The sequence below is a fragment of the Terriglobus sp. TAA 43 genome (assembly GCF_000800015.1).
In the GTDB taxonomy this organism is placed as follows: Bacteria; Acidobacteriota; Terriglobia; order Terriglobales; family Acidobacteriaceae; genus Terriglobus.
Window position 1 is genome coordinate 3,352,209 of record NZ_JUGR01000001.1, and the last position, 21,928, is coordinate 3,374,136.

Genomic DNA, 21,928 nt, shown 5'->3' on the forward strand with positions numbered 1-21,928 from the left:
GGGCTTACAGCCAATCCAACGGTGTCACGAAATGCAGATCGCTGCGCTGCAACAGAGCGCGCGCAACAGCGATGGTGTCTTCGCGCAACGCGAGTTGTTCGCCGTCAAGATGCGACGCGTCGTGCAGCAATACATTGGAAGCGCGGTGCGCACGGCGGTTTTTCGCAATGCCTGCATCAATGCGTGATTGAATTCCTGCAACGCCGATAGGATCCCAGTCGTGCGCTGTGATGTTCCACATTACGGGCGTTAACCCCATAGAACGCGCAATTTTCAATACTGCTGGTCGGCGCGCGCCGTAGGGAGGGCGAAAGAGCTTCGCCTTCACTCCCAGCGTGTCTTCCAAGGTCTTCTGGCAGCGGTCCAGTTCCTGCTGCACACGTTGATTGTTTTGCCGCGCCAGATTGGGGTGCATGGTGGTGTGGTTGCCGATCACATGGCCTGCATCCACAATGCGCCGTGCAAGTTCTGGATGTTTGCGCACGTGTTCGCCGATGAGAAAAAACGTGGCGCGTGTGTTGTGTTCTGCCAGTGCATCCAGCAGCACGGGAGTGTTGCGCGGGCTGGGACCGTCGTCGTACGTGAGTGCGACGTTGTGTCTGCCGTCAGTGGCATCCGGTCCGCTGATCAGCGTTTTTCCGAAGATCTGCGAGGTTGGCCAGTTCGCCGCATAGGCGTAGCCTCCGGTCATCAAACCAGCAGTGACAACTCCAGCGGCGACATCGAGCAAAGGATTCATCGCACATCAGTGTACTGTGCTGTCGCGTTGAATGTGCAGGTAGCGTTAAGTCTGGAGGCCTTCATTGGCCGATAGTTTCGCGCGTCCAGCGCGGGTGTTGCAGCATCCAAAGCCCAATCTGTAGAGGCAATGCGGTACATTCCAGTTACACGCAATTTATCTGCCTGTTTGCTGACTCCCGGAGGACCTGCCGTGATCGAACGCGTTACCCATCGTCTGCGTACCCTGCTTGCTTTCAGCGCCGTGGCTCTTATGCCCGTTTGTCTGTGTGCGCAGAGTATGCCGGACGCGCAGCATCAACCGGATTCTGCATTCGCCATGCCGCTCCCATTCGATCGCGGTGCTGCTGGGCTGGCTCAGTCGTTGCGTAAGTTAAGTACGCGCGCCAGCCTGTTGCAAATCAATGCGCATCCTGACGACGAGGACGGTCCATCGCTCGCCTATGAGAGCCGCGGCGTCGGCGCAGAGGTTTCGTTGCTGAGCCTGAATCGTGGCGAAGGCGGACAGAATGTGATGACAAGCGATTTCTGGGACTCGCTGGGCATTCTGCGCACCCAGGAGCATCTTGCTGCGAATCGCTATTACGGAGTGCATCTGTATTACACGCGCGTGGCAGATTTCGGATTTTCGAAGACGCGCGAAGAAACGTTGAAGCAGTGGGGGCATGATCGCGTTCTGGGAGACGCTGTTCGTGTGGTGCGCGAAACGCGGCCGATGGTTATCACGAGCGTGTTTTCCGGCAATGTTTCCGACGGACATGGGCATCATCAGACCGCGGGTGTGGCGGCGCAGGAAGTCTTCAATGCCGCGGGCGATCCGAAGATGTTTCCTGAACAGTTGAAGGAGGGTTTGCGTCCGTGGGCACCGTCAAAGGTTTACGCACGTGCACCATTCGCGCGTGCCTCTGGCAAGACTGTGTTTGACTACGCGACTGGCAAGACAGAGCCGTTGCTGTATCGCAACTATGTCACCGGCGCCACCATGGATTTCGTTCCTCCTGCAACCGTGACTGTGCCGTCCGGAACCTACAACGCATTGTTTGGGGAGAGCTACGCGCAGATTGCGCGCGAGGGTTTGAATCAGCAGAAATCGCAGAATGGCGGCGTCCCGGTGCCTCTTCCCGGACCTTCCATCGGAAGTTATCACCTGTATGCATCGCGTGCGGGTGGCTCGTCATCGCCGGAAAAGGAGCAGGGCTTTTTCGACGGAATCGATACCTCTCTACAGGGCATAGCTTCGTATCTTCCTGCTGCGAATCAAGCGGATGCGAAGCAGAAGCTGAGCGCAATAGCATCGCAGGTAAACGAAGCCACAACGATGTTTGATGCGAATGATCCTTCCAAGTCCGCTCCTGCGCTTGCCAAAGGATTAGATCAGACGCGCGCGTTGATTGCGTCGTTGAAGGTTGCAAAGCTTCCGGATGACTCTCGCTATAACGCTGTGTTTGAGCTTGAGATTAAGGAGCGGCAGTTTGAAACTGCGTTGGCTCAATCGTTGGGAATGAGCCTTGTGGCCAGCCTCCCTTCCGGAGGGAGAGGTGAATCTTCCACGCAGAGCGTCATTGCTGGTGAGACGTTCGGCGTGAATGTCCACGTAACAGATCAAGGCATGACGCCGGTGAAGATCGATAGTGTTCATCTTGTACCTGTAGACGGCGGCGATTGGAAACTAAACGCAGATAAGGCTGCGGGCGAAACGTTGACTGCCGGTGGTTCAAAAGACTTTTCGCAGCAAGCAACAGTGCCCGCAGATGCTAAGCCAACGGTGCCGTATTTCTCTCGTCCAAATCTTGAACAAAGCTATTACGACATTCAAGACCCGCGATATCTCACGTTGCCCACCGCGCCGTATCCATTGCAGGCGGTTGCGGACTATACGTTCAATGGAACGCACGCATCGCTGGCGGGAGTGGTACAGGCGACGCATCGTTACAACGGCATCGGGACTGTGTATGAACCGTTGTTGGTTGCGCCTGCCATCTCCGTTACTGTCTCTCCGGCGAGCGGCATTCTTCCTTTGAATGACACGATGCTGCCGTTACAGGTGACAGTGCATAGCAGCGTGAAGGGACCAGCTGAAGGCAAGCTGGAGCTGAAGCTTCCTGAGGGGTGGTCGGCCGAACCAGCGTCTGCTTCATTCCACACTATGCGAGTGGATGAAGATGCTGTGTTGAAGTTCCGCGTGCACACGTCAGGACTGCAGCAGAAGACGTATCGCATCACGGCGGTTGCAGATTACAACGGCAAGCAATTCACGCAAGGCTTCACGACAATTGGTTATCCGGGAATCCGTCCTTATCCACGCTATGCACCTTCCACCAGCCGCGTTACAGGCGTCGATGTGAAGGTGGCCCCGACGTTGCGCGTGGGCTATGTGATGGGCTCTGGTGATGAAGTGCCGGAGAGCCTGCGCGAACTGGGTGTTGATCCTGTTCTGCTCACTGATGTGGACCTGCAGCGTGGCGATCTTTCTGCGTATGACTGCATTGTGCTCGGCGTGCGAACTTACACTGCCCGCCCAGTGATGCGTTCCGCGAACAGGCGCCTGCTGGATTATGTGCGCAACGGTGGCACGGTGATTGTGCAGTATCAGTCTGGCGAGTTTGATCATGACTACGGTCCGTATCCCATTTCGGTTCCCGGTGATCAGGCACACACGGTCGTAGAGGAAGATGCAAAGGTAAGCATCCTTCATCCGGACGATCCGCTTATGACATGGCCGAATCACATCGGAGCTGCCGACTTTGATAACTGGGTGGAAGAGCGTGGCCACGGTTTCACACGTTCGTTCGCGCCGGAATACAAAGCGCTCACCGAAGTACATGACACTGACCAGGATCCGCAGCAAGGCGGCCTGCTCTATGCGCGCTATGGCAAAGGAACCTATGTTTATCTGGCCTACGCATTCTTCCGCGAGATGCCAGAAGGTGTTCCGGGTTCGTTCCGCATCATGGCGAATCTACTAAGTGCGAGCAAGAATCCAGGGTTAGTGCACTAAAGAGTGCAGCGGTAGAATGACACCTATGGCAAAGCAGAGGGTAACGGCCCGGCGCAGCAGCGAATCCGTGGACGATTACCTAAAGGCGATCTATGCGCTCGGTGGTGAACCGCCGCGTCGCGTTGGTAGTTCTGAGCTTGCCAAACGTCTTGGTGTCGCGCCCGCTTCTATCACCAACATGCTGCAGAAGCTGTCTGGTGAAAAGGGTTCGCTGATCGACTACAAGCTGGGCCACGGTGTATTGCTTTCACCTGCAGGACGCAGCCGCGCGCTGGAGATTGTACGCCACCACCGCTTGCTGGAGACATTCCTGTTCCAGGTACTCGGATATCCGATCGAAGAACTGCACGATGAAGCAGAGCGTTTGGAACACTTCATCTCGGAGCGTTTTGAGCAACGCATCGCAGAGAAGCTGGGCAATCCGAACCGCGATCCGCATGGCCATTGCATTCCTGCCATGGATGGGGCTATGCCTCCACAACACGGTGTCGACTGCAACTGCGGTCGTCCCTAGCGGAAGCGTAAGATTATCCCTAGCGCTGTGCCGGATTATGCCAACTCGAATGCCCTCCTGCCGGGAGCTGTAAGTACGGAACCGGCCACTGTTCCTACTCCTGAGGCGATCTACTCCTGTCCAAACTGTGAGCATTGGATTGCGGAAGGCATTCTCGCGTGTCCAGATTGCGGCACGTTGGTTTACTCGCAGCATCTGAACAGCATTGGCGCTGCGGCTGCACGAGCAGAGCAGGAAGATCGCTTGGTCGATGCGCGCGAGTTGTGGCTGTCGGCTTTGCCCTGGCTGCCTGAAGATGCTTCGCAAGCAGATCAGATCCGTCAGCATATCGCTTCGCTGGAAGGCCGTCAGCAAGCAGTCGATGATCGGCAGGCGAAGTGGAAGAAGCGGTTAGGACCTTTGTTTCCGCTGTTTGTCGCCGCTGTAAAGTTGAAGAGTTTCTTCTTCCTCATCTTCAAGCTGAAGTTCCTGTTGGGATTTCTGGGCTATTTCGCTTTGTATTGGGCGCTTTTCGGCTGGAAATTTGCGCTTGGATTTATCGCAGCGATCCTTGTGCATGAGATGGGACATTACGTAGCGGTACGCCGGCGGGGGTTGCGGGCGGACCTGCCGGTGTTGCTACCGGGGCTGGGGGCATATGTCCGCTGGTATAGCGAGGGCATCACGATGCCGGAGTTGGCGGCCATTGCGCTGGCTGGGCCGGTATGGGGATTGGGTGCTGCGGTTGCGTGCCTGGGGCTGTATGTGTGGACACACCAGCCGGTGTTCCAGGCGTTGGCGTATACCGGTGCACTCATCAACCTGGTGAACCTGATCCCGGTGCTGTGGTTTGACGGTGCGCAGGCGACCTATGCGCTGAACCGGCTGGGACGTGGGTTGCTGCTGGTGTCATGCGTGCTGTTCTTCGGGCTGATGCATGAGGGTGTCTTCCTGTTCCTGGCTGCTGGCATGGCGTGGCGTATGTTTACGCCGGATGCGCCGCAGGAGAACAGTGTGCGGACGCTTACGGTGTATCTGGCGCTACTGATTGCTCTGGGAGCGTTCCTGTACTTCGTGCCTGATCCGGGTGCGATCGGGCGTCGTTAAGCGGCGTCATAACCGTCCAATCGATAGGTCGTCGCGTTCCTGCGGGACAGCCGCTCAGAGGCTTGTTGCATCGGACGTGGAGAGGTCTGGGAACGGGCGATCCTTCTGAGGCCTTAAGGTTGGCGTAAGCCTTATCTGGGACACTTTCCGAGACGTGCCGGTTTTCCGGCCATCGAGTCCGTGAACGGGAGTTTGGACACTTGGCAGAACTGCATCCTCTATCGCGCCGGTCGTTTCTGCGGCAGACATTCGCGTTCTCGGCTCTTGCGGCACTCAATCCGTCGTCGCTATTTGCGCAGTCGGCGTCGTTTGCCAAGCCGGATTCTGGGGCGGCGCACATGTTCATGATCGGGGACTGGGGTACGGATAAGTATCTGGACCAACAGAAGGCTGTGGCAGTGTCCATGGCGAAGTGGATGGAGAACAACCAGAGCCATCCCGGTGCGATGTTCCTGCTGGGCGACAACTGGTATGGTCGTCTTCCCGGCGGAGTGAACGATCCGCGGTGGAACGACCAGTTCGAGAACATGTATCCCACGAACCTGTTTCCCGGGCCTGCTTACGCGGTGCTGGGGAACCATGACTATGAGCACCATGCAGGGTTCGACAAGGTGCAGCTGCAGCTCGACTATCCGAAGCAGCACAAGACACGCTGGACGTTGCCGGACAAGCACTACACGTTTACGTGGCCTGAGAAGAACCCGCTGATCACGTTCATCTGCCTGGATTCCAATCTGCCGGGCACGAAGTCGTGGGACTTTTCGCCGGGAAGCTATCTGATGAGCCACGCTGACGCCGATGCGCAGGATGCGTGGTTTGCCGAGCAGTTACGCAAGCCGCGGACAACACCGTTTGTTGCGGTTGTCTGCCATCATCCTCTGTACACCAACGGTGTTCACCGGGATAACCGCATCCTGATCCCTCGCTGGGATCCTTTGCTACGGCAGCATAAGGTGGACTTCTACCTGACAGGGCATGACCATGACCTGCAGCACCTGGAGTTCGATGGGCATCCGACGTCGTTCGTGGTGAGCGGCGGCGGCGGAGCGGAGCTGGTGAACTGGTCTGTTCCGCCGGAGAAGCGCGGGCCATTTGGCGGTAAGGTAATCGGGTTTACCCACTTGGAAGCTGCGAAGGATGCGGTGATTTTGCGGCATGTGGGCGCGGATGCGAACCAGTTGCATGCCTTCCGGAAGACAACGGATGGGAAGATTACGATCCTGAATTCATAGGTACTTCGTACCGTTCTCGACGCCTTCGGCGTGACGGTAGGGATGCCCCTCCCCCTCCCCCTGTTTTTCTAAAATCGTCTTTCTATTGGGTTTACGTTTGGGGTGGCTGTAAAATCGTCTGCCCATTGGGGTTACGGGCAAAATCTTCTTTCTAAACGAGTTAGGGCCGCGATTTTCGCGGCCCTTTTCTACCTAGTTCTATTTTAATGGTTTGGCGGAAATACCATGCCAACTCTATTTCTTTTCGTTTGTTGGGGTTAGGTGGTAATAGGGCTTGACAGCATTTCGTGCAGGTTCTCGACGACTTCGGCGTGGCCAGCCGCGGGTTCTGTGAGACGCGCGAAATGGATGGCGGCCACGCAGCGAATTTAATTTCGACGAACTTTGTTTCGATGCGTGCATCGGCCTTGTTGCTGTCGATCGAGTAAGACCGATGGGCATCACTTCCGGGAAGCCAACTTGCCGGAACTAATCGTCTGTCGGAGAGTGACTCGCTTCTGACGCAGCCGCGCCAACTTCACCCTTGACCGCAATCCCATCGTGCGCTTACTGTCGCTGACAATTGTCGTAAATAAAACGACAGGAGTCGTAAATATATGGCTGCGGCGAAGCTCACGAAGTTAGAGTTCCAGATCATGGATGCCCTATGGAATCGAGGGGAGGCATCGATACGAGAGATCCAAGAGGCCTTTCCAGAGAAGAAGAGACCTGGGTATACGACGGTGCAAAAGACGATGTATCGGATGGAAGAGAAGAAGATCATTCGCCGTGTGCGTAAGGTAGGCAACTTCCACATCTTCACAGCGACAACTTCTCGTGACGCGGCCCAGCGGAGGCTTGTCGATGAACTGCTCGCGTTCTTTGGCGGAAAGTCCCGTCCAGTTATGGCACACCTGATTGGTGCTGGGAAATTGACGCTTGAGGACGTGGAATTCGCTGAAAAAACTCTCAAGGAAATGAAGAATGGAGGTGATCCGCAATGATCAGAGAAGCGATCTCTCTCGTACAAAAAGCCGAGCCAACGCTGGCAAATCACCTTCTTCAATCAACCATATTCGCTACGATGCTCGGGCTGCTGACCCTATCATTGAGAAACAACCGCGCTCGCGTGAGGCACTGGCTTTGGCTTGCAGCTTCGGTCAAGTTCCTGCTTCCTTTTTCGTTGTTATTCGCACTCGGAAGCCTTCTACCCAAACAACATTCCGCTTCGTTCAATCACCCCAGTCTCTCTAACGCTCTTGAGTCTGTGGGGCAGCCGTTTTCTGGTCTGGTCATTGTGCCCGAAGCGCCTTTACAAGATCTTCCCCATGAAACTGCAGGCTATCTGGCGCTAACGCTGATGTCCGTGTGGGGTCTGGGCACTCTGGTTGTATTCGCGATCTGGGGAATGCGGTGGATGCAAGTCTTCGCGTCACTGAAGCAAGCCGCTCCTCTGATCAATGGCAGAGAGGTGGAGATTCTGCAACGCGTCGAATCACTGGTGTCTGTGTCCCGCCAAGTCGTGGTGTTGGGTGCGTCCGACCTGACCGAACCAGGGATATTCGGTATCGTCCGTCCGGTGATGTTATGGCCGCTACAACTCACCGAGAGGTTGGAGAACGAGCATATCGAATCCATCCTCGTGCATGAACTCATGCACGTACGACGTCACGATAATCTCATTGCCGCAATCCATATGGCAGTGGAGGCCTTGTTTTGGTTCCATCCGTTGGTCTGGTGGATCGGCACCCGCATGGTGTTGGAGCGTGAGCACGCGTGCGATGAAGCGACGGTGCAACTGATCGGGAAACCGAGCGTCTACGCTGAAAGCCTTCTGAAAGCGTCCAGATTTTGTGTTGAAGCCCCCATAGTGTGCGTATCCGGCATGGCGAGTGCTGACCTTAAAAATCGAATCGTCAGAATCATGACAGGGCACGTTGTTGAAAACCTGACTCTCTTACGGAGGCTCCTGTTGGGGACGGTCGTTTGTCTATCACTGATCATTCCAGTGTTTTTCGGAGTCGTTCGGGCAGCCAGTACTCAAAATAGTCGCGCGGCCACCGGTAAACAGCTAGAGTTCTCTGTCGTTTCCATACGACCAAACGAACCCGGCGGTCCCCAAACAGTGGGCGCAGCAACTCAGGATGGCTACGAAATGAGGAACATGTTTCTAGCGTTGCCGATCCTGTCAGCTTATGTGCCACAAACCGGTGGGGCTTCGGCCTACTCGGATAAAGAAGTCATTGGACTCCCTGGCTGGGCATACAGCGATGATGCCCGCTACAACATCAGCGCGAAAGTCGACGAGGCGGACCTCGCCGATTGGCATGATCCGGTCAAACAGCCTGAAATGCTGCAGGCCATGCTGCAATCCATGCTGGCTGACAGGTTGAAGTTAGTTGTGCATCGAGAAATGAAGAATGCCCAAGTGTATTTGCTTACCGTAGACAAGGACGGGCCTAAGTTTAAAGAGTCAAATCCAGCTGAGGCTCATGCAGGCGCTCATCCATTCCCTGGAGGCGGAATGCTTTCCATGGCCCGCAGCGAGGGCGAGATTTCAATTCACTTTTTCGGGATCACAATCGCTCAACTGACACATTCGCTTTCGGCCGACTGGCAGGTTCAAGACCGAACCGGTCTAAGCGGGAAATACGACATCACATTGCGAAAGCCAATTGCTTCGTCCGTTTCTCCAGACGGTTTACAGCAAGCTCCGGAAGAAGCATCCCCTGGCTCTCTTGCACAACAGATCGGCTTGAAGCTGGTACCGGCAAAAGGAAAAGTGGAAACGTTAGTGATTGACCACATAGAGCGGCCTTCGGAAAACTGAAGCTCTCGAAGGAGTCTCGCTCACACTGCCTCGATTACGGTGTGTCCCGAGAAAAGCCGTTCTCGTCAGCAACCAACCGCATGTGGTTGGTGTGCCCTGTATTGTTCTTTGCGCCGCAGGTGGACGAACTTGCTGCTATGAATTTGTGGCTTCGATTTGTTGCAGCTTCTTTGTTAAGAGTTCTTGTTCGCGCTGGTTTTGAGTCAGGGTTAGGGCGCGTTGGATTTCTTCTTTGGCTTCTGCGAGTCGGCCCATCTTCATGAGGAAGTCGCCGCGGACGCTGGGGAAGAGGTGGTAGCTGGCTAGTGCGGTGTCGCTGGTGAGTTTGATTGTGTTGTCGAGGGCTTCGAGGCCTGCGGCGGGGCCTTGCGCCATGCTGACGGCTACGGCTCGATTGAGGGCGACGATGGGGGATGGATTGATTTGCATCAGCGCGTCGTAGAGAAGGACGATGCGTTCCCAGTCTGTTTCTTTTGCGGTGCGGGCTTGTGCGTGGCATGCGGCGATGGCGGCTTGCAGGGCGTAGGTTCTTGCACCTCCACCTAGCTTTTGCGCTTGTGTGAGGGCGTGGATGCCGCGGTGGATTTGTGCGTGGTCCCAGAGGGCTCGGTTCTGATCGGGCAGCAGGATTGCTTCGCCGTCTTTGCCTCGTCGTGCTGCGGTGCGTGAGGCTTGGAGTTCCATGAGAGCGAGAAGGGCCTGGGCTTCTGACTCGTTGGGTAAGAGTTGGGTGAGGATGCGGGTGATGCGCAGTGCTTCTTCGCAGAGTGAGGAGCGCATCCATTCGTCGCCTGAGGTGGCGGCGTAGCCCTCGTTGAAGATGAGGTAGACGACGAGGAGAACGGATTCAACGCGCTGGTGTAACTCGTCGCCGCGTGGTGTTTCGTAGGGGACGTGTGCTTCGGTGAGTGTTTTCTTTGCGCGGACGATGCGTTGTGCGAGGGTCTTTTCCGGGACGAGGAAGGCGCGCGCGATCTCAGGTGTGGTGAGGCCGCCAATAAGACGCAGTGTGAGTGCGATGCGGCCTTCCACGGCGAGTACCTGATGACATGCGGTGAAGATGAGGCGCAGTACGTCATCTTCAATGACCTGATCGAGTGCGTGGTCCATGGCATCTGCCAGGCGTTGCTGTTGCCATTCGAGTTCGCGCGCGATCTCTTCATGTTTTTGCATGAGCATGCGGCCACGGCGGAGTGAGTCGATGGCGCGACGTTTGGCTGCGGTCATGAGCCATGCCGCGGGATTTTCGGGGATGCCTTCTTCTGTCCACACTTCGATCGCGGTGATGAGGGCGTCTTGTGCGAGTTCTTCTGCGACGCCCACATCGCGTGTGACGCGGGCGATGGCCGCGATGAGGCGTGTGGATTCCATCCTCCACACGGCCTCAATCGATTTATGGACGTCGCTCATGGTTATCGTGTGTTGTTCTTGAGTTGGTCGAAGCCTTCTGCGGCTTTCTGGACGTCTTCGGGGAAGTCAGCCATTTCCTGAATCTGGCGCACTTCAATGATTCCGTTTTCGTCGAAGGGTGCGCGCTTGGCCCATTCGATGGCTTCTTCGCGCGAGCGTACCTGAATGATCCAGTAGCCGCCGATGACTTCTTTCGCTTCTGCAAAGGGGCCGTCCGTGACGGTGGGTTTGCCGCTCTTGTCGAAAGAGACGCGTGCGCCGGTGGATGGCGGCAGAAGGCCGTCAAGACCGAGAAGGACGCCTGCTTTTTGCAGGGCTTTGTTGTACTCCATCATTTTGGCTACGGCTTCGGCGGAGGGTGCAGAGTCGGGTGGTGCGGATTCGTAGCCTTTGGGAATGACGATCATCATGAAACGCATTTTGAATTGCTCCTTATTTCAGGTTTTGTAGAGATCCGGCGAAGCTGAAGGTGTTGATGACGATGCCGGATGGGAGGGCGTTGGAGTTTTGAAGTTGGAAGGAGCGCGGCGGCGTGCCTTCCGCGAAGAGTCGTTTGCCGGTGCCGAGCAGGACGGGATTGACGAGGAGGATAAGTTCGTCTGCGAGCCCTTGCTGGATCAGTGTTGAGGTGAGTGTGGAACTGCCGCAGACGATGAGGTCTGCACCGTCTGTGGCCTTGATGTGGCGGACGCCTTCGACGAGATTGGTGACGGCTTCGAAGGGACCCCATGCGAGGCTTTCCGGGCGGTGAGTGACGATGTATTTCGTTGCGGCGTTGAGGCGGTCGGACATGGGGTTGCTGGGGGCTTTGGGCCAGTAGTCGGACCATTGGTCGTAGGTGGTGCGGCCGAGGATGAGGTCGAAGTTTTCACCGTACATGGCGGTGACTGCGGCGAATCCTTCCGGGGTGCGGTAGGGTGCGGTCCAGTCGCCGTAGGGGCCGCCGGATGCTTCGATGATGCCGTCGATGGAGATGTGTTCGAAGATTCTGAGCTTTCGCATTGGGGGCTCCGGAGAGTTAGTTGGATTTTCTTTGTGGGCGACTGCGGTGGAAGGCTCGCACTTCGATGGGTGTACGGCAGGCGATGACGGCTTTGCTTGCCCAGGCGAGTGCTTCGTCCATGTCGGCGCATTCGAGAATCCAGAAGCCGCCGATGTATTCCTTGGCTTCGAGGTAAGGGCCGTCCGTGACGGCGACGTTGCCGTTTGATTGCTTGCGCAGCGATTTTGCGTGGTCTGGCGATTCGAGGCCGCCGGCGAAGAAGCGAGCACCTGCTGCGTCCATCTGCTGGTTTAGCTCGCCGATGTCGCGGATCATGTCGTCGCCTTCCAGCGAGGGGTCGTAGTTGTTGGGGTGCTGCACGGCAATGAGGAATTGCGGCATGGACTTCTCCTTGAGAACAACTCTGGTGGGCGGTTTTGCCCTCTATTACCAACTCGACGAACGGTCGGAACGGGATTCGACACCGTTCTGGAAATTATTTTTGATGCCTGTAGGGGGATCGCCTGGGGCTTCGGGAAAAGCTTATCTGGTTGGCTGAAGTAGGCGCGTCATTTTGCAAGGTGTTAAACAAAGCAGGTGACAGGCGTAGGGCGAGAAAGGTTACACTCGAACCCGTGAAAACGAAGATCTTTTTCGCCTCTCTGTTGGCTGCCGCGCTCGTCTCAACTGTCTCTGCGCAAGACTCCAAAGCATTCCTGGGTCGCTGGGACATGACGGTAACGCCTACGAGCGGTAAGTCGTATGCCCAGTGGATTGAGCTGACCAATAACGGCGGCAAGTTGGAAGGCAAGTATCAGCCGCGCGGTGGCGCATGGCACCCGATTTCCGATGCCAATGTGGACGGCGACAAGCTGGTGCTGGTTGTGGAGCCTGCGGGGCGTGGTCCGGCTGTGAGCTGGGAACTGACGTCGCCGAGTGCAGGAAAGCTGACGGGTGTGGAGAAGCGTGGCGGTGAGGCCGATGGCTCGTCGCTGGCCGGCGTGACGGCGCCGAAGCTGGATCGTCCGATGCCGAAGAAGTGGACGAAGCCGCGTCCGTTGTTCAACGGCAAGGACCTGACCGGTTGGGAACCCATCGGCATGGTGGCCAACAACAAGTGGGTGGCTCGTGATGGCGAGCTCGTGAATGACAACCCGGAAGTGCCGGGACAGCGCATTCCTCCTGCTGCGAACATCAAGACGACCGAGAAGTTCCAGGACTTCAAGTTGCACATTGAAGTGAACTGCCCGGAAGGCGGGAACAGCGGTATCTATCTGCGCGGTCGTTATGAACTGCAGGTGGGCACGGAAGGCGGCAAGCAGCCGACGCACGAGATGGGCGCGATCTATAGCTGGTACCCGCCGCCGGCAGGTTCGGAGCTGGGCCTGGGCAAGTGGACAACCTATGACGTTACGTTTGTTGGTCGCCATGTAACGGTGTATCGCGATGGCAAGCTGTATCACGACAACGTGGAGATTCCGGGACCCACCGGCGGCGCGCTGGACAGCAACGAAGCTGAGCCGGGACCGTTCTTCCTGCAGGGCGACCACCACGGCGTGATTCAGTATCGGAACATTACGATCTCTGAACCGGCGAAGTAACTCTAGCTTTTGGAATGACGATGCCCGGCCGCTTTGCTTGCAGCCGGGCATCTTTGTTTTTGGGGCGGTGCATGCAGTTCGTGATTTGATTGTTGTTCTAAATTCACGGAACTGTTGTGCGCGTTCTGGACAATCGAAATGTCTGCACGTTCGAGGAGTGTTTCATGATTCGCAAATCTGTTCGTTGTTTCGCTGCCCTTCTTCTTTGCGCTATTGCCGGTGGTGCGCATGCGCAAAAGGCTGACCTGAATTTTCTGAATAACAACCAGCCTGTACTGGATGCGCATAACTGCTATCCGTATGAGGGGCATTGGAACAATCGCGTGTATCGCGCGTTGTCGTCGGGGTTCCCGGTTTCGATTGAGCAGGATCTTGCTTGGTATGTGGATCCGGCTACGGGCAAGGGGCGTGTTGTGGTGTCGCATACGCCGAAGCCCACAGGGCAGGAACCGACGTTGCGCGATTACTTCTTTGAGCAAGTGCGTCCGACGATTGAGAAGGCCATCAGGGAAAACAAGAAGGACACCTGGCCGGTTGTCGTGTTGCACTTTGACTTCAAGGACAATCAGCCAGCGCTGCTGCATGCTGTGTGGGATTTGCTGAATGAGTATCAGCCTTGGCTTTCGACTGCGGCGCAGACAAACGATCCGCACACGCTCTCGAAGATTGAGCGCAGGCCGATCCTGGCCATTACAGAAGATAACGACGAGCAGGCGAAGGTGTTCAACGATGCTGTGCCGGTTGGTGGCAAGCTGTTGATCTTTGGTTCTGCGCATTCCGTGGAAGCGCCTGCGGGGATGAAGGGTGCGGAGCGCGCGCATTGGGTGGCCACTGCCGCGCCGGAAGCGATGCTGGTGGATCGTCCGACGAACTATCGGCGTTGGTCGAATAACTCGTGGGCTGCAGTGGAAGAAGGTGGTCAGCACAAGGCCGGTGATTGGACCGCTGCGGATCAGGCGCGATTGAAGGCGCTCGTGGACCATGCGCATACGCTTGGTTATTGGATTCGCTTCTACACGATCGACGGGTTTGATCCGACAGAGCCGAATGAGAAGAACGGCTGGGGGCAGGGTTATAACTTCGGATCGTTGGATGCGGGTGTGCAGCGCATGAAGGGTGCGATTGCGGCTGGTGTGAACTTCATTGCGACGGATCAGTATGAAGTGCTGGCTCCGTTGTTGAAGCAGAACTCGCAGTCGCTGCGGCCTGCTGCGACGAACTTCTCGGCAAAGTAAGTGGATATGGGCCGGACAGGTTTTCTCTGTCCGGCTTGCACGACTGTGTGTCGGTGAACGCTGTGCTCTGAAAGATTTTCAAATGTATTGGAAACGTATTGCGTCGCTTTTGGTTGCAGCATCGTACGTAACTCTCACTGCCGTTGCGCAGGCGCGGGCTACGTCCGCGGATGATGAGTTGCGCGGGGTTATCGTCCTTGTGCGGCATGGTGTACGTGCACCGATTGAGAGCGAGATTCGTGCGAGTTCTTATAACGCGCAGCCGTGGCCTGCGTGGCCTGTAGAGCAGGGCGTTCTTACACCGCATGGAACAAAGGCGCTGAATCTGCTGGGTGAGTGGTATCGCACTCGTTATGCGTCGTTGTTGGATGGCTCATCGTGCGATAAGCGCGGCATCTATGCAGAGTCGAATACTTCGCAGCGCACGATTGCGTCGGCGCATGCGATGTTGGATGGGCTTGCGCCGGGTTGTGACATTGCAGTGCATCAGGCTGCTAAGGGAAAGCGCAATCGTTTGTTCACTGGGGCCAGTGGTGCTGCGGTGAATCAACAGCAGCTTACCGATGCTGTTGATGGACGAATGGCGAACAATCCTGACTGGTATGTGCATGCGTTCGCCGTGCCGATGGCATTGATGTATCACGTGATGCATGACTGCACTGCGTTGGACAAGGATTGCGATGCCAACACGCCGGACTTTCGCGCGGTTCGCGTGAAGGATGGCAAGGCGATGCCGCGCAATGCGCGCGAAGAAAATCCTGTGAGTCTGGGCGCGGACTTTGCCGAGCACTTTCTGTTGGAGTACACGGAAGGTATGGCGATGGAGCAGGTGGGATGGGGGCGCATCACGCGTGCTGATCTTGATCAGTTGATGGAGATGAACACTCGCTATCACGACTTCATGCTGCGCACGCCGTATTCTGCGCAGGTGGTCGCTTCGAATCTTGCGGATCGTATTCGCGCGACGATTGAGGTTACGGCTTCAGGGAAAGCTGTTCCGCGCGAGCTTGGTGTGGCGACGGATCGTTTCATTTTGCTGGATGGACATGATGGCAATCTGAGCTGGTTGGGTGGTCTGCTGCGAGTCGATTGGGTGCTCAAGGATCAGACTTTCAACGCGACGCCGCCGGGTGGTGGCTTTGTGTTTGAGGTGCATCACAGCCGCTCGACGGGGAAGAACACGGTGCAGATTTCGTATGTGAGCCAGACGTTGGATCAGATGCGTTATCTGCAGCCTTTGACGGAGCAGAATGGGCCTTCTATCGCTCCTGTCTTTGTGCCAGGATGCAGTGGGCCAGCACCTGCGTATGCGTGTTCTGTTGAGGACTTTTCGCGGGTGGTGGGTGGGGCGATCGATACCAATTTCCTGGAAGCAAATGATCGGTAGTGGGTGTAGGCTCAACGCACAATGCTTCTGCGCAATCTTGATCTGGATACATTACGGACGCTGGTAACGACGAACGATGTGGGTGGGTTTGCGCAGGCTGCGGAACGGCTTGGGCGAACGCCTTCTGCGATCAGTTTGCAGATGAAGCGTCTTCAGGAAGAGTTGGGGACGCCGCTGTTTCGTAAGCAGGGGCGTGTGCTGAAGCTGACTGAGGCTGGGCAGACGGCGCTGGGTTATGCGCGCCGGATGCTGGCGCTGAATGATGACCTGTTGCAGACGATGCAGGGCGTGACGCTGGCGGGTACGGTTCGCATTGGTGCGCCGCAGGATTTTGCTTCGGTGTTGCCAGATGCTTTGCGGCAGTTCACGACGCTGTATCCGCGGACGCAGGTGGAGCTGCGCATCGAGGGTAACGGCGCGCTGATTGAAGCGTTGGATAAGGGCCAGCTTGATGTGGCGTTGACGATTGGATTTGCCGATCGTAAAGATGCGTTGCTGTTGGGCGAATTGCCGGTGCTGTGGATTGCGAGCCGAGGCTTTCGTATGCAGGAGACTGCGCTGCCGCTGGCGTTGCTGGGGCCGCAGTGCGCTTTTCGTAAGGCCGCGGTGCAGCATCTGGAAGATGCCGGTATTCCGTATCGGATTGCAGCGACGAGTCCGAGTCTTGATGGTCTTTGGGCGGCGTTGCAGGGTGGGCTTGGAATTACGGCACGGACTGCGATGCAGTTGCCGTCCGCGCTGACGGCGAGTAAGTCGTTACACCGTTTGCCTGTGCTTCCCGGCTTTCCTGTTGCGCTGCATCGTAGTCCGAATGCCACGGATATCTCTGCGGTGGATGCTTTGCATTCGTTGCTGGCCACGGCGACGCAGGGGATTCTTGCGGGATTGGCTTATCCGGAAAACATGCGCATTGTGAAGAAGGCATAAGCGCGGCTCACGTTACACGTAAAAAGAATCAAATTGCGCGGCGGAAGTATAGCGACTACGTTGGACTGCATGAAGATCAGCGGTCTGCTTCTTGCCTCCGCCATGCTGGCAGGTTCTATGCCAGCGCTTGCGCAAACGATAAAAGAAGTTCCATTGCCAGCGAGCCAGAATTCGAATAATTCCGTGCTGCCGATTGCTGGTGCGAACTGGGTTGGAAACACACTGTATGTGAGCGGATGGCTAGACCCGGATATTAAGTCGCATCCTGACACCAAGTCGCAGACTGAAGGCATTCTCAAGGACCTGGAGGCGTTTCTTGCGACGCAGAAGCTGACGTTCCGCAACGTAGCCATGGTGCGCGTGTTTCTGGGGGCTGATCCTGCGAAGGATAACAAGATGGATGTGGCGGGAATGACGGCGGCCTATACGCAGTTCTTTGGCACGAAGGAGCAGCCGCATAAGCCGGCGCGCACTACATTGTCTGTGGTTTTGCCTGCGGGTGCTCGTGGCGCGTTGGTTGAAATCGACTTAGTTGCCGTGCGAGAGAAGTAGAAGGGTGATCCATTTATGAAGAACAAATATGTCTCGCTTCTTGCGAGTGCGATGCTTTTTGTCTGCGCTTTGAATGGCCAGGAAAAGAGCGGGAATCCGTTTGTTGGTAGCTGGCAACTGATTGCTGCAGATAAGTTACTGCCGAACGGAACGCGTGTTTCTGACTATGGTGCTGAGCCGCACGGTATGGCGGTGTTTACGGCGGATGGCCACTTCATGATTGATGTGTTTCGGAATGTGCGGACGAAGTTTGCGAGCAAGGATCGTGAGAAGGGGACGTTCGACGAGTACAAGGAGGCGCAGCTGAGTAGCAGTTGCAGCTTTGGCACTTATACCGTAGATGCTGCTGCGAACAAGATCACTCTGCATATCGATCGCAGCACGTATCCGAATGGCGATGACACGACGCAGGTTCGCGAATACGAAGTGGAAGACGACACGTTGAGCTGGAAGGTAGCTCCGCGTCCGGATGGTTCGATTCCGATCACGGTGGTGCGTCGCATTGCACCTTAGCTGTGGATGATTGTGTTTCAAAAGTTATGGGCACGCGTTTTGCGTGCCCATAACTCTTGGTGTGAAGAGAGGTTTACTTTTCCATCTCTGGATAGGGGCCGACACCGCCGCCCTTGATCCATGCTTCAAGGTATTCCTCGAGCACGGGAAGGGGCACGCCGCCGGTGGCGAGAATGGCATCGTGGAAGGCGCGCAGGTTGAACTTCTTGCCCAGCGCCTGTTGTGCGTGTTGACGCTCTTTCTGTATGACGGTCATGCCCAGGTAGTAGCTGAGGGCCTGGCCGGGCCAGGAGATGTAGCGATCGACTTCTTCTTCAATGTCATGTTCGCTGAGTGCTGTGTTCTCACGCAGGAACTGTTGTGCCTGTTCGCGCGTCCAGCCCATGGAGTGCATGCCGGTGTCGACGACGAGACGGGAAGCGCGCCACGACTGGAAGCTGAGCATGCCGAATTTTTCGTAGGGCGTGTGGTACATGTCCATCTCAGTGCCGAGGCGTTCGCAGTAGAGTGCCCAGCCTTCACCGAAGGCGGAACCTCCTCCACGGAAGCCGTCGGGGTTCTGATGCTCGCGCGCGATGAGGCCGGCCCAAGAGTGGCCGGGGGCAGCTTCATGCAGCGTGAGTGCGGGCATGGCGTAGATGGGGCGCGACGGCAGGTCGTACAGGTTGATCTGGAATCCGCCTGCACCACCGAAGCCTGCTGGCTGGTAGGGCGCGACTTCGTCGGGGATGGGGTGGATGCCGAAGCGTCCGCGTGGTTGATAGCCGAAGTAGCGGTCGGACTTATCGTCGAACTCCTTCATCATGTACGAGGCTTTGCCGAGGAGTTCGTCGGGGGTCTTGGCGTAGAACTGCGGATCGGTGCGGAGGAATTTGAGAAAGGCTGGGAAGTCGCCCTGGAACTTGGCTTCCGCGATGGTGTCGAGCATTTCCTGATGAATCTTGGCGACTTCAGCGAGGCCGATGTTGTGGATCTCTTCCGCTGTGAGGTCGAGCGTGGTGTAACGCTTGATCTGCGCCTTGTAATAGGCCTTGCCGTCAGGCAGTGATTCTGCGGCGATGGAGGCCTGCGTGTGCGGATAGTATTCGGCGTTCCAGAAGGTGAGCAGTTCCTTGTACGCGGGGATGACCTGCTGTTCGATGACCTTCTTGCCTTCGGCGCGGAGGCGCGCCTGCTCCGCAGTGTTGACCGTGGAGGGCATGTGGGTGAATGCCTTCCAGAAGGGTGTTGCATCGGCGCTGGTGGCGTTGGCGATGGGGACGATGGTCTGATCGCGTCCGTTTAGCGTGATCTTCGGCGGTGCGAATCCGCGAGCCACGCCTGCGCGCATGTTGACGATGTTTTCCTGGAAGTAGCGCGGGATGTCCGCCATCCAGAGCAGGTAATTCTCGTAATCCTTTTCTGTGCGGAAGCCGCGCTGGCCGGTGCCCTGCGCTTCTGTCCAGAAGGTTTCGAGGGAGTTGACGGGCTTCTCATACTCCTTGAACTTCTTGTCGGCGATCTGCGTGTTGATCTGGTAGACGTAAATCTCCAGGTTCATGCGCTCGGCTTCGCTCATGCCGTCGGTGGAGAGCTTGTCGAGCTGTGCCTTTACACCTTCGTAGTGTTCGAGCGCCTTCTGTTGCGTGGCTGCGTCAACCGCTGGAAGCACAGAGGGCTGGATGCGTTGACGCGCGCCGGGTGGGCGGTATCCACGCTGCGTTTCGCGCCATGCCATGTCGACCTTGTGGATGGTCGTGAGTTGTTCGCCTGCCTTGCTGGGTGGGCCGGATGGAAACGGCGAAGCGGGAATGGGGCTGCCGTCTTCGGTGGTGGTGGCAGCGGCGGCCGCCGCGGGCGGCGCGGGTTTAGCAGTGGCAGGTTTTGCCGATGGAGCCTGAGCGGCTGCAATGGCTATCGCTGAGCACATGGACACTGCTGCCCAGGCACGAAGTACGCGCATGACGTCTCCAGAAGAGAGGATGTTTACCAACGTAAACTACGCGGCGTTTCTGCACGCGTAGCAGCGCGAGATTATGCGCGCACGAAATGGAAGAGGAGTTGTTGCTTGCTGGCTACGGGCTTGCCTGCCTTGGTGGCGGGAGTGAAGATCCAGGTCTGGATGACGGCCATGACGGCTTCGTCGAAGCCGTGCCCCAGGCCCTGATCGAGTGTGGTTTCGACGACTTTGCCGCTTTCGTCGATGACGATATCGACGACGATATCGCCATTCGTGCCGTGGGGCAACATAGCGAGATCGGGCTTGGGGTCGGGATAGAAATCGGCGGTGGCCACGGAGACGTCGTCTTCGCCGGTGGGATCGCCGCCGCTGCTGACGGGCGGAGGATCGGGCCGCTTGAGCGGAAGCTTTGGCGGGTCTTTGGGCGGCTGAACTTTGGGTCGCGGCTTTTGCACGACGGCCTGGTGGCCGGGGGCGTACGGAATAATGACAGCCGCGACTTTGTGCGGACGCGCGACGACCTTCACCACCTTGTGGACTTGGAAGGTGAAGGCCGCGAGCAGAACAAGGTGCAACACCACGGAGGCCACTCTTTGAATGGACGTGCGCCTGCCGTCGCGGGGCGTCTCCTGCACAAAGAGTGTTTGCATACGCTATCGTAGCGATGCTTTGCGGTTTTCCGTCAATACCGCTGGCGAGTTTTGTCTTACTGCTGCTTGGGTACGCCGGTGTAATAGCCGTCGCGGTATTGCAGGATGAGCTTCTTCTGCTTGGGGATGTCGACGGTGAGGCGGTGGTAGCCGTCGTCGTTGTTTACGGGTGAGAAGCCGAGGCGGTACTGGCTGCGGAGTTCTTCTGCGATGTCCTTGTAGATGTCGGCGACGGTGTATTTCTTGGTGACTTCAAACATGCGGCCGCCGGTTTCTTCGGTCATGCGTTGCAGGATTTTCTTGCCGTCGTTCTTTTCGCGGCTGCCCTGATCACCCATGCGGCCGCCACCGCCGGGGAAGCCACCGCGGCCGCCGGGAAAGCGTCCGGGGAATCCGTTGCCGTAGCCGTTGTGATCCTGTTCGCCTTTGTAATAGATCGCGTAGACGGTGAAGTCGGCGCGTTGCGCGGCTTCAATGGCGTCGGTGAGGGATTCGCGGCTGCCGCGGTCGTCGCCGTCGGTGAGCAGGATGAGTGCTCGGCGGCTGGGGCCAGCGGGCTTGGCGTCCTTGGTGGGTTTGGGCAGGACTTCGGTGGAAGCGAGATAGACGGCGTCGTACAGGAGCGTGCCGCCGCCTGCTCCTCCGCGCTGGCCACCTCCTCCGGGACGCTGACCGCCGCCGTGACGGCCTTGTCCACCGTAGCCGCCGTAGCCTCCGCTGCCGTAGCCGCCGTTGTTGCTGGTGCTTCCGCTGTTGCCTGAGTTGCCGCTGCCGTTGCCGTTGTCGCTACGGTCGTCCTGATTGAATTGAGGCTTTTCGCGGTCGGAGTCAATCTTTTGCAGGGCTGCCTGGAGTTTCGGCATGGAGTTAGTGACGTCTGCAAGGAGGTCTGCCTGCCGACCGAACTGGATGATGAAAGCGTTGTCGCGGTCGGGTTGCAGCATGTTGTCGAGGAAGGAGGAGGAGGCGGTGCGCTCCGCGTCGAGGACGGTGCGCTGGCTGCCGCTGACGTCGACCATGAGGCCGAGCGTGAGCGGGAGGTTGTTCTCCTTGTCGAAGTAACGGATGTTCTGCGATTTGGCATCGACGGTGAGGGTGAAGTCGTCCTTGGTCAGGGTGCGGACGAGCTTTTCCTTGCTGTCGCGGACGGTGACGGGGACGACGACGAGGCGTGCGTCGACGTTCAGCGTTTGCGTCTTGGCGTCTGCTTGTGAGGCGCTTTGAGCCAGGGCAGGCAGGGGGAAGGCGAGCAGAGAGGCGCACAGGAGGGCGGCAACAGGCGCGGAGTATCGCATGAACGATTGGACGTTGGCGGTGGTGCGAAGGCTACAGGATGCGCGAAGTTGCGTAGGCCT

General features: G+C 57.3%; 21 protein-coding genes. 13 read left to right on the top strand and 8 right to left on the bottom strand.

Annotation, left to right across the window (positions count from 1 at the left end):
• Nucleotides 1-4: 4 nt before the first annotated feature.
• Nucleotides 5-739, bottom strand: coding sequence for a polysaccharide deacetylase family protein (locus M504_RS14200; protein WP_047492523.1), 735 nt, complete (start codon nucleotides 737-739; stop codon nucleotides 5-7).
• Between the two features lie 192 nt (nucleotides 740-931).
• Between M504_RS14200 and M504_RS14205 the strand changes: the two genes are divergently transcribed.
• From M504_RS14205 to M504_RS14230, 7 genes are all read left to right on the top strand, one after another.
• The gene (locus M504_RS14205) at nucleotides 932-3,736 is read left to right on the top strand and encodes a PIG-L family deacetylase (RefSeq protein WP_232296290.1); all 2,805 of its coding nucleotides are present in this window, start codon (nucleotides 932-934) and stop codon (nucleotides 3,734-3,736) included.
• Nucleotides 3,737-3,761: 25 nt separating this feature from the next.
• On the top strand, nucleotides 3,762-4,250 hold the full coding sequence (locus tag M504_RS14210; RefSeq protein WP_047492526.1) for a metal-dependent transcriptional regulator: 489 nt from the start codon (nucleotides 3,762-3,764) through the stop codon (nucleotides 4,248-4,250).
• Nucleotides 4,251-4,277: 27 nt separating this feature from the next.
• Entirely contained in the window at nucleotides 4,278-5,336 is a 1,059-nt protein-coding gene (locus M504_RS21430) for a site-2 protease family protein (RefSeq protein ID WP_052200743.1), read from the top strand.
• 200 nt (nucleotides 5,337-5,536) lie between these two features.
• Nucleotides 5,537-6,568: a metallophosphoesterase gene (locus M504_RS14220; protein ID WP_047492529.1), complete on the top strand. Its 1,032-nt coding sequence runs from the start codon at nucleotides 5,537-5,539 to the stop codon at nucleotides 6,566-6,568.
• Nucleotides 6,569-6,855: 287 nt separating this feature from the next.
• Nucleotides 6,856-6,996 carry a hypothetical protein gene (locus M504_RS22355; protein ID WP_198137613.1) on the top strand — a complete coding sequence of 47 codons (141 nt, stop codon included), beginning with the start codon at nucleotides 6,856-6,858 and terminating at the stop codon, nucleotides 6,994-6,996.
• A gap of 168 nt (nucleotides 6,997-7,164) precedes the next feature.
• Entirely contained in the window at nucleotides 7,165-7,551 is a 387-nt protein-coding gene (locus M504_RS14225) for a BlaI/MecI/CopY family transcriptional regulator (protein ID WP_047492532.1), read from the top strand.
• Nucleotides 7,548-9,377 (top strand): M56 family metallopeptidase, encoded by a 1,830-nt coding sequence (locus tag M504_RS14230; RefSeq protein WP_047492535.1) that lies wholly within the window; start codon nucleotides 7,548-7,550, stop codon nucleotides 9,375-9,377. The genes M504_RS14225 and M504_RS14230 overlap by 4 nt, the downstream gene beginning before the upstream one ends.
• A 135-nt stretch (nucleotides 9,378-9,512) precedes the next feature.
• Here the strand turns inward: M504_RS14230 and M504_RS14235 are convergent, their stop codons facing one another.
• Genes M504_RS14235 through M504_RS14250 form a run of 4 tightly spaced genes read right to left on the bottom strand, consistent with a single transcriptional unit; the run spans nucleotide 9,513 to nucleotide 12,171 of the window.
• The gene (locus tag M504_RS14235) at nucleotides 9,513-10,748 is read right to left on the bottom strand and encodes an RNA polymerase sigma factor (RefSeq protein ID WP_232296291.1); all 1,236 of its coding nucleotides are present in this window, start codon (nucleotides 10,746-10,748) and stop codon (nucleotides 9,513-9,515) included.
• 41 nt (nucleotides 10,749-10,789) lie between these two features.
• Complete coding sequence (locus M504_RS14240; RefSeq protein ID WP_047492541.1) at nucleotides 10,790-11,206, bottom strand: YciI family protein; 417 nt, start codon at nucleotides 11,204-11,206, stop codon at nucleotides 10,790-10,792.
• A 13-nt stretch (nucleotides 11,207-11,219) separates the two neighbouring features.
• The gene (locus M504_RS14245) at nucleotides 11,220-11,789 is read right to left on the bottom strand and encodes a dihydrofolate reductase family protein (RefSeq protein WP_047492545.1); all 570 of its coding nucleotides are present in this window, start codon (nucleotides 11,787-11,789) and stop codon (nucleotides 11,220-11,222) included.
• 16 nt (nucleotides 11,790-11,805) lie between these two features.
• The gene (locus M504_RS14250; RefSeq protein WP_047492547.1) at nucleotides 11,806-12,171 is read right to left on the bottom strand and encodes a YciI family protein; all 366 of its coding nucleotides are present in this window, start codon (nucleotides 12,169-12,171) and stop codon (nucleotides 11,806-11,808) included.
• Between the two features lie 233 nt (nucleotides 12,172-12,404).
• Here M504_RS14250 and M504_RS14255 point away from each other — a divergent pair, with 233 nt between their 5' ends.
• From M504_RS14255 to M504_RS14280, 6 genes are all read left to right on the top strand, one after another.
• Entirely contained in the window at nucleotides 12,405-13,370 is a 966-nt protein-coding gene (locus M504_RS14255; RefSeq protein ID WP_047492549.1) for a DUF1080 domain-containing protein, read from the top strand.
• Between the two features lie 164 nt (nucleotides 13,371-13,534).
• A complete protein-coding gene (locus M504_RS14260) occupies nucleotides 13,535-14,605 on the top strand; it encodes a hypothetical protein (protein WP_084214435.1) in 1,071 nt (356 codons plus the stop codon).
• Nucleotides 14,606-14,687: 82 nt separating this feature from the next.
• A complete protein-coding gene (locus M504_RS14265) occupies nucleotides 14,688-15,992 on the top strand; it encodes a histidine-type phosphatase (RefSeq protein ID WP_047492551.1) in 1,305 nt (434 codons plus the stop codon).
• A gap of 21 nt (nucleotides 15,993-16,013) precedes the next feature.
• A complete protein-coding gene (locus M504_RS14270) occupies nucleotides 16,014-16,919 on the top strand; it encodes a LysR substrate-binding domain-containing protein (protein ID WP_047492555.1) in 906 nt (301 codons plus the stop codon).
• Between the two features lie 69 nt (nucleotides 16,920-16,988).
• On the top strand, nucleotides 16,989-17,471 hold the full coding sequence (locus tag M504_RS14275; protein WP_047492558.1) for a Rid family hydrolase: 483 nt from the start codon (nucleotides 16,989-16,991) through the stop codon (nucleotides 17,469-17,471).
• Between the two features lie 15 nt (nucleotides 17,472-17,486).
• Complete coding sequence (locus M504_RS14280; protein ID WP_047492562.1) at nucleotides 17,487-17,984, top strand: lipocalin-like domain-containing protein; 498 nt, start codon at nucleotides 17,487-17,489, stop codon at nucleotides 17,982-17,984.
• A gap of 73 nt (nucleotides 17,985-18,057) precedes the next feature.
• Here M504_RS14280 and M504_RS14285 read toward each other — a convergent pair whose 3' ends face one another.
• The 3 genes from M504_RS14285 to M504_RS14295 form a co-directional block, all read right to left on the bottom strand.
• On the bottom strand, nucleotides 18,058-19,926 hold the full coding sequence (locus tag M504_RS14285; RefSeq protein ID WP_047492565.1) for a DUF885 family protein: 1,869 nt from the start codon (nucleotides 19,924-19,926) through the stop codon (nucleotides 18,058-18,060).
• Nucleotides 19,927-19,997: 71 nt separating this feature from the next.
• Entirely contained in the window at nucleotides 19,998-20,573 is a 576-nt protein-coding gene (locus M504_RS14290) for an energy transducer TonB (protein ID WP_047492567.1), read from the bottom strand.
• 56 nt (nucleotides 20,574-20,629) lie between these two features.
• A complete protein-coding gene (locus tag M504_RS14295) occupies nucleotides 20,630-21,868 on the bottom strand; it encodes a VWA domain-containing protein (RefSeq protein WP_047492570.1) in 1,239 nt (412 codons plus the stop codon).
• Between the last annotated feature and the right edge of the window lie 60 nt (nucleotides 21,869-21,928).

Coding starts and splice junctions, on each gene's coding strand:
- M504_RS14245 (WP_047492545.1), bottom strand. CDS start 11,789: ATGCGAAAGCTCAGAATCTTCGAACACATCTCCATCGACGGCATCATC.
- M504_RS14275 (WP_047492558.1), top strand. CDS start 16,989: ATGAAGATCAGCGGTCTGCTTCTTGCCTCCGCCATGCTGGCAGGTTCT.
- M504_RS14260 (WP_084214435.1), top strand. CDS start 13,535: ATGATTCGCAAATCTGTTCGTTGTTTCGCTGCCCTTCTTCTTTGCGCT.
- M504_RS14235 (WP_232296291.1), bottom strand. CDS start 10,748: ATGGAATCCACACGCCTCATCGCGGCCATCGCCCGCGTCACACGCGAT.
- M504_RS14200 (WP_047492523.1), bottom strand. CDS start 739: ATGAATCCTTTGCTCGATGTCGCCGCTGGAGTTGTCACTGCTGGTTTG.
- M504_RS14265 (WP_047492551.1), top strand. CDS start 14,688: ATGTATTGGAAACGTATTGCGTCGCTTTTGGTTGCAGCATCGTACGTA.
- M504_RS14210 (WP_047492526.1), top strand. CDS start 3,762: ATGGCAAAGCAGAGGGTAACGGCCCGGCGCAGCAGCGAATCCGTGGAC.
- M504_RS14290 (WP_047492567.1), bottom strand. CDS start 20,573: ATGCAAACACTCTTTGTGCAGGAGACGCCCCGCGACGGCAGGCGCACG.
- M504_RS14295 (WP_047492570.1), bottom strand. CDS start 21,868: ATGCGATACTCCGCGCCTGTTGCCGCCCTCCTGTGCGCCTCTCTGCTC.
- M504_RS14225 (WP_047492532.1), top strand. CDS start 7,165: ATGGCTGCGGCGAAGCTCACGAAGTTAGAGTTCCAGATCATGGATGCC.
- M504_RS14280 (WP_047492562.1), top strand. CDS start 17,487: ATGAAGAACAAATATGTCTCGCTTCTTGCGAGTGCGATGCTTTTTGTC.
- M504_RS14270 (WP_047492555.1), top strand. CDS start 16,014: ATGCTTCTGCGCAATCTTGATCTGGATACATTACGGACGCTGGTAACG.
- M504_RS14240 (WP_047492541.1), bottom strand. CDS start 11,206: ATGCGTTTCATGATGATCGTCATTCCCAAAGGCTACGAATCCGCACCA.
- M504_RS14285 (WP_047492565.1), bottom strand. CDS start 19,926: ATGCGCGTACTTCGTGCCTGGGCAGCAGTGTCCATGTGCTCAGCGATA.
- M504_RS14230 (WP_047492535.1), top strand. CDS start 7,548: ATGATCAGAGAAGCGATCTCTCTCGTACAAAAAGCCGAGCCAACGCTG.
- M504_RS14250 (WP_047492547.1), bottom strand. CDS start 12,171: ATGCCGCAATTCCTCATTGCCGTGCAGCACCCCAACAACTACGACCCC.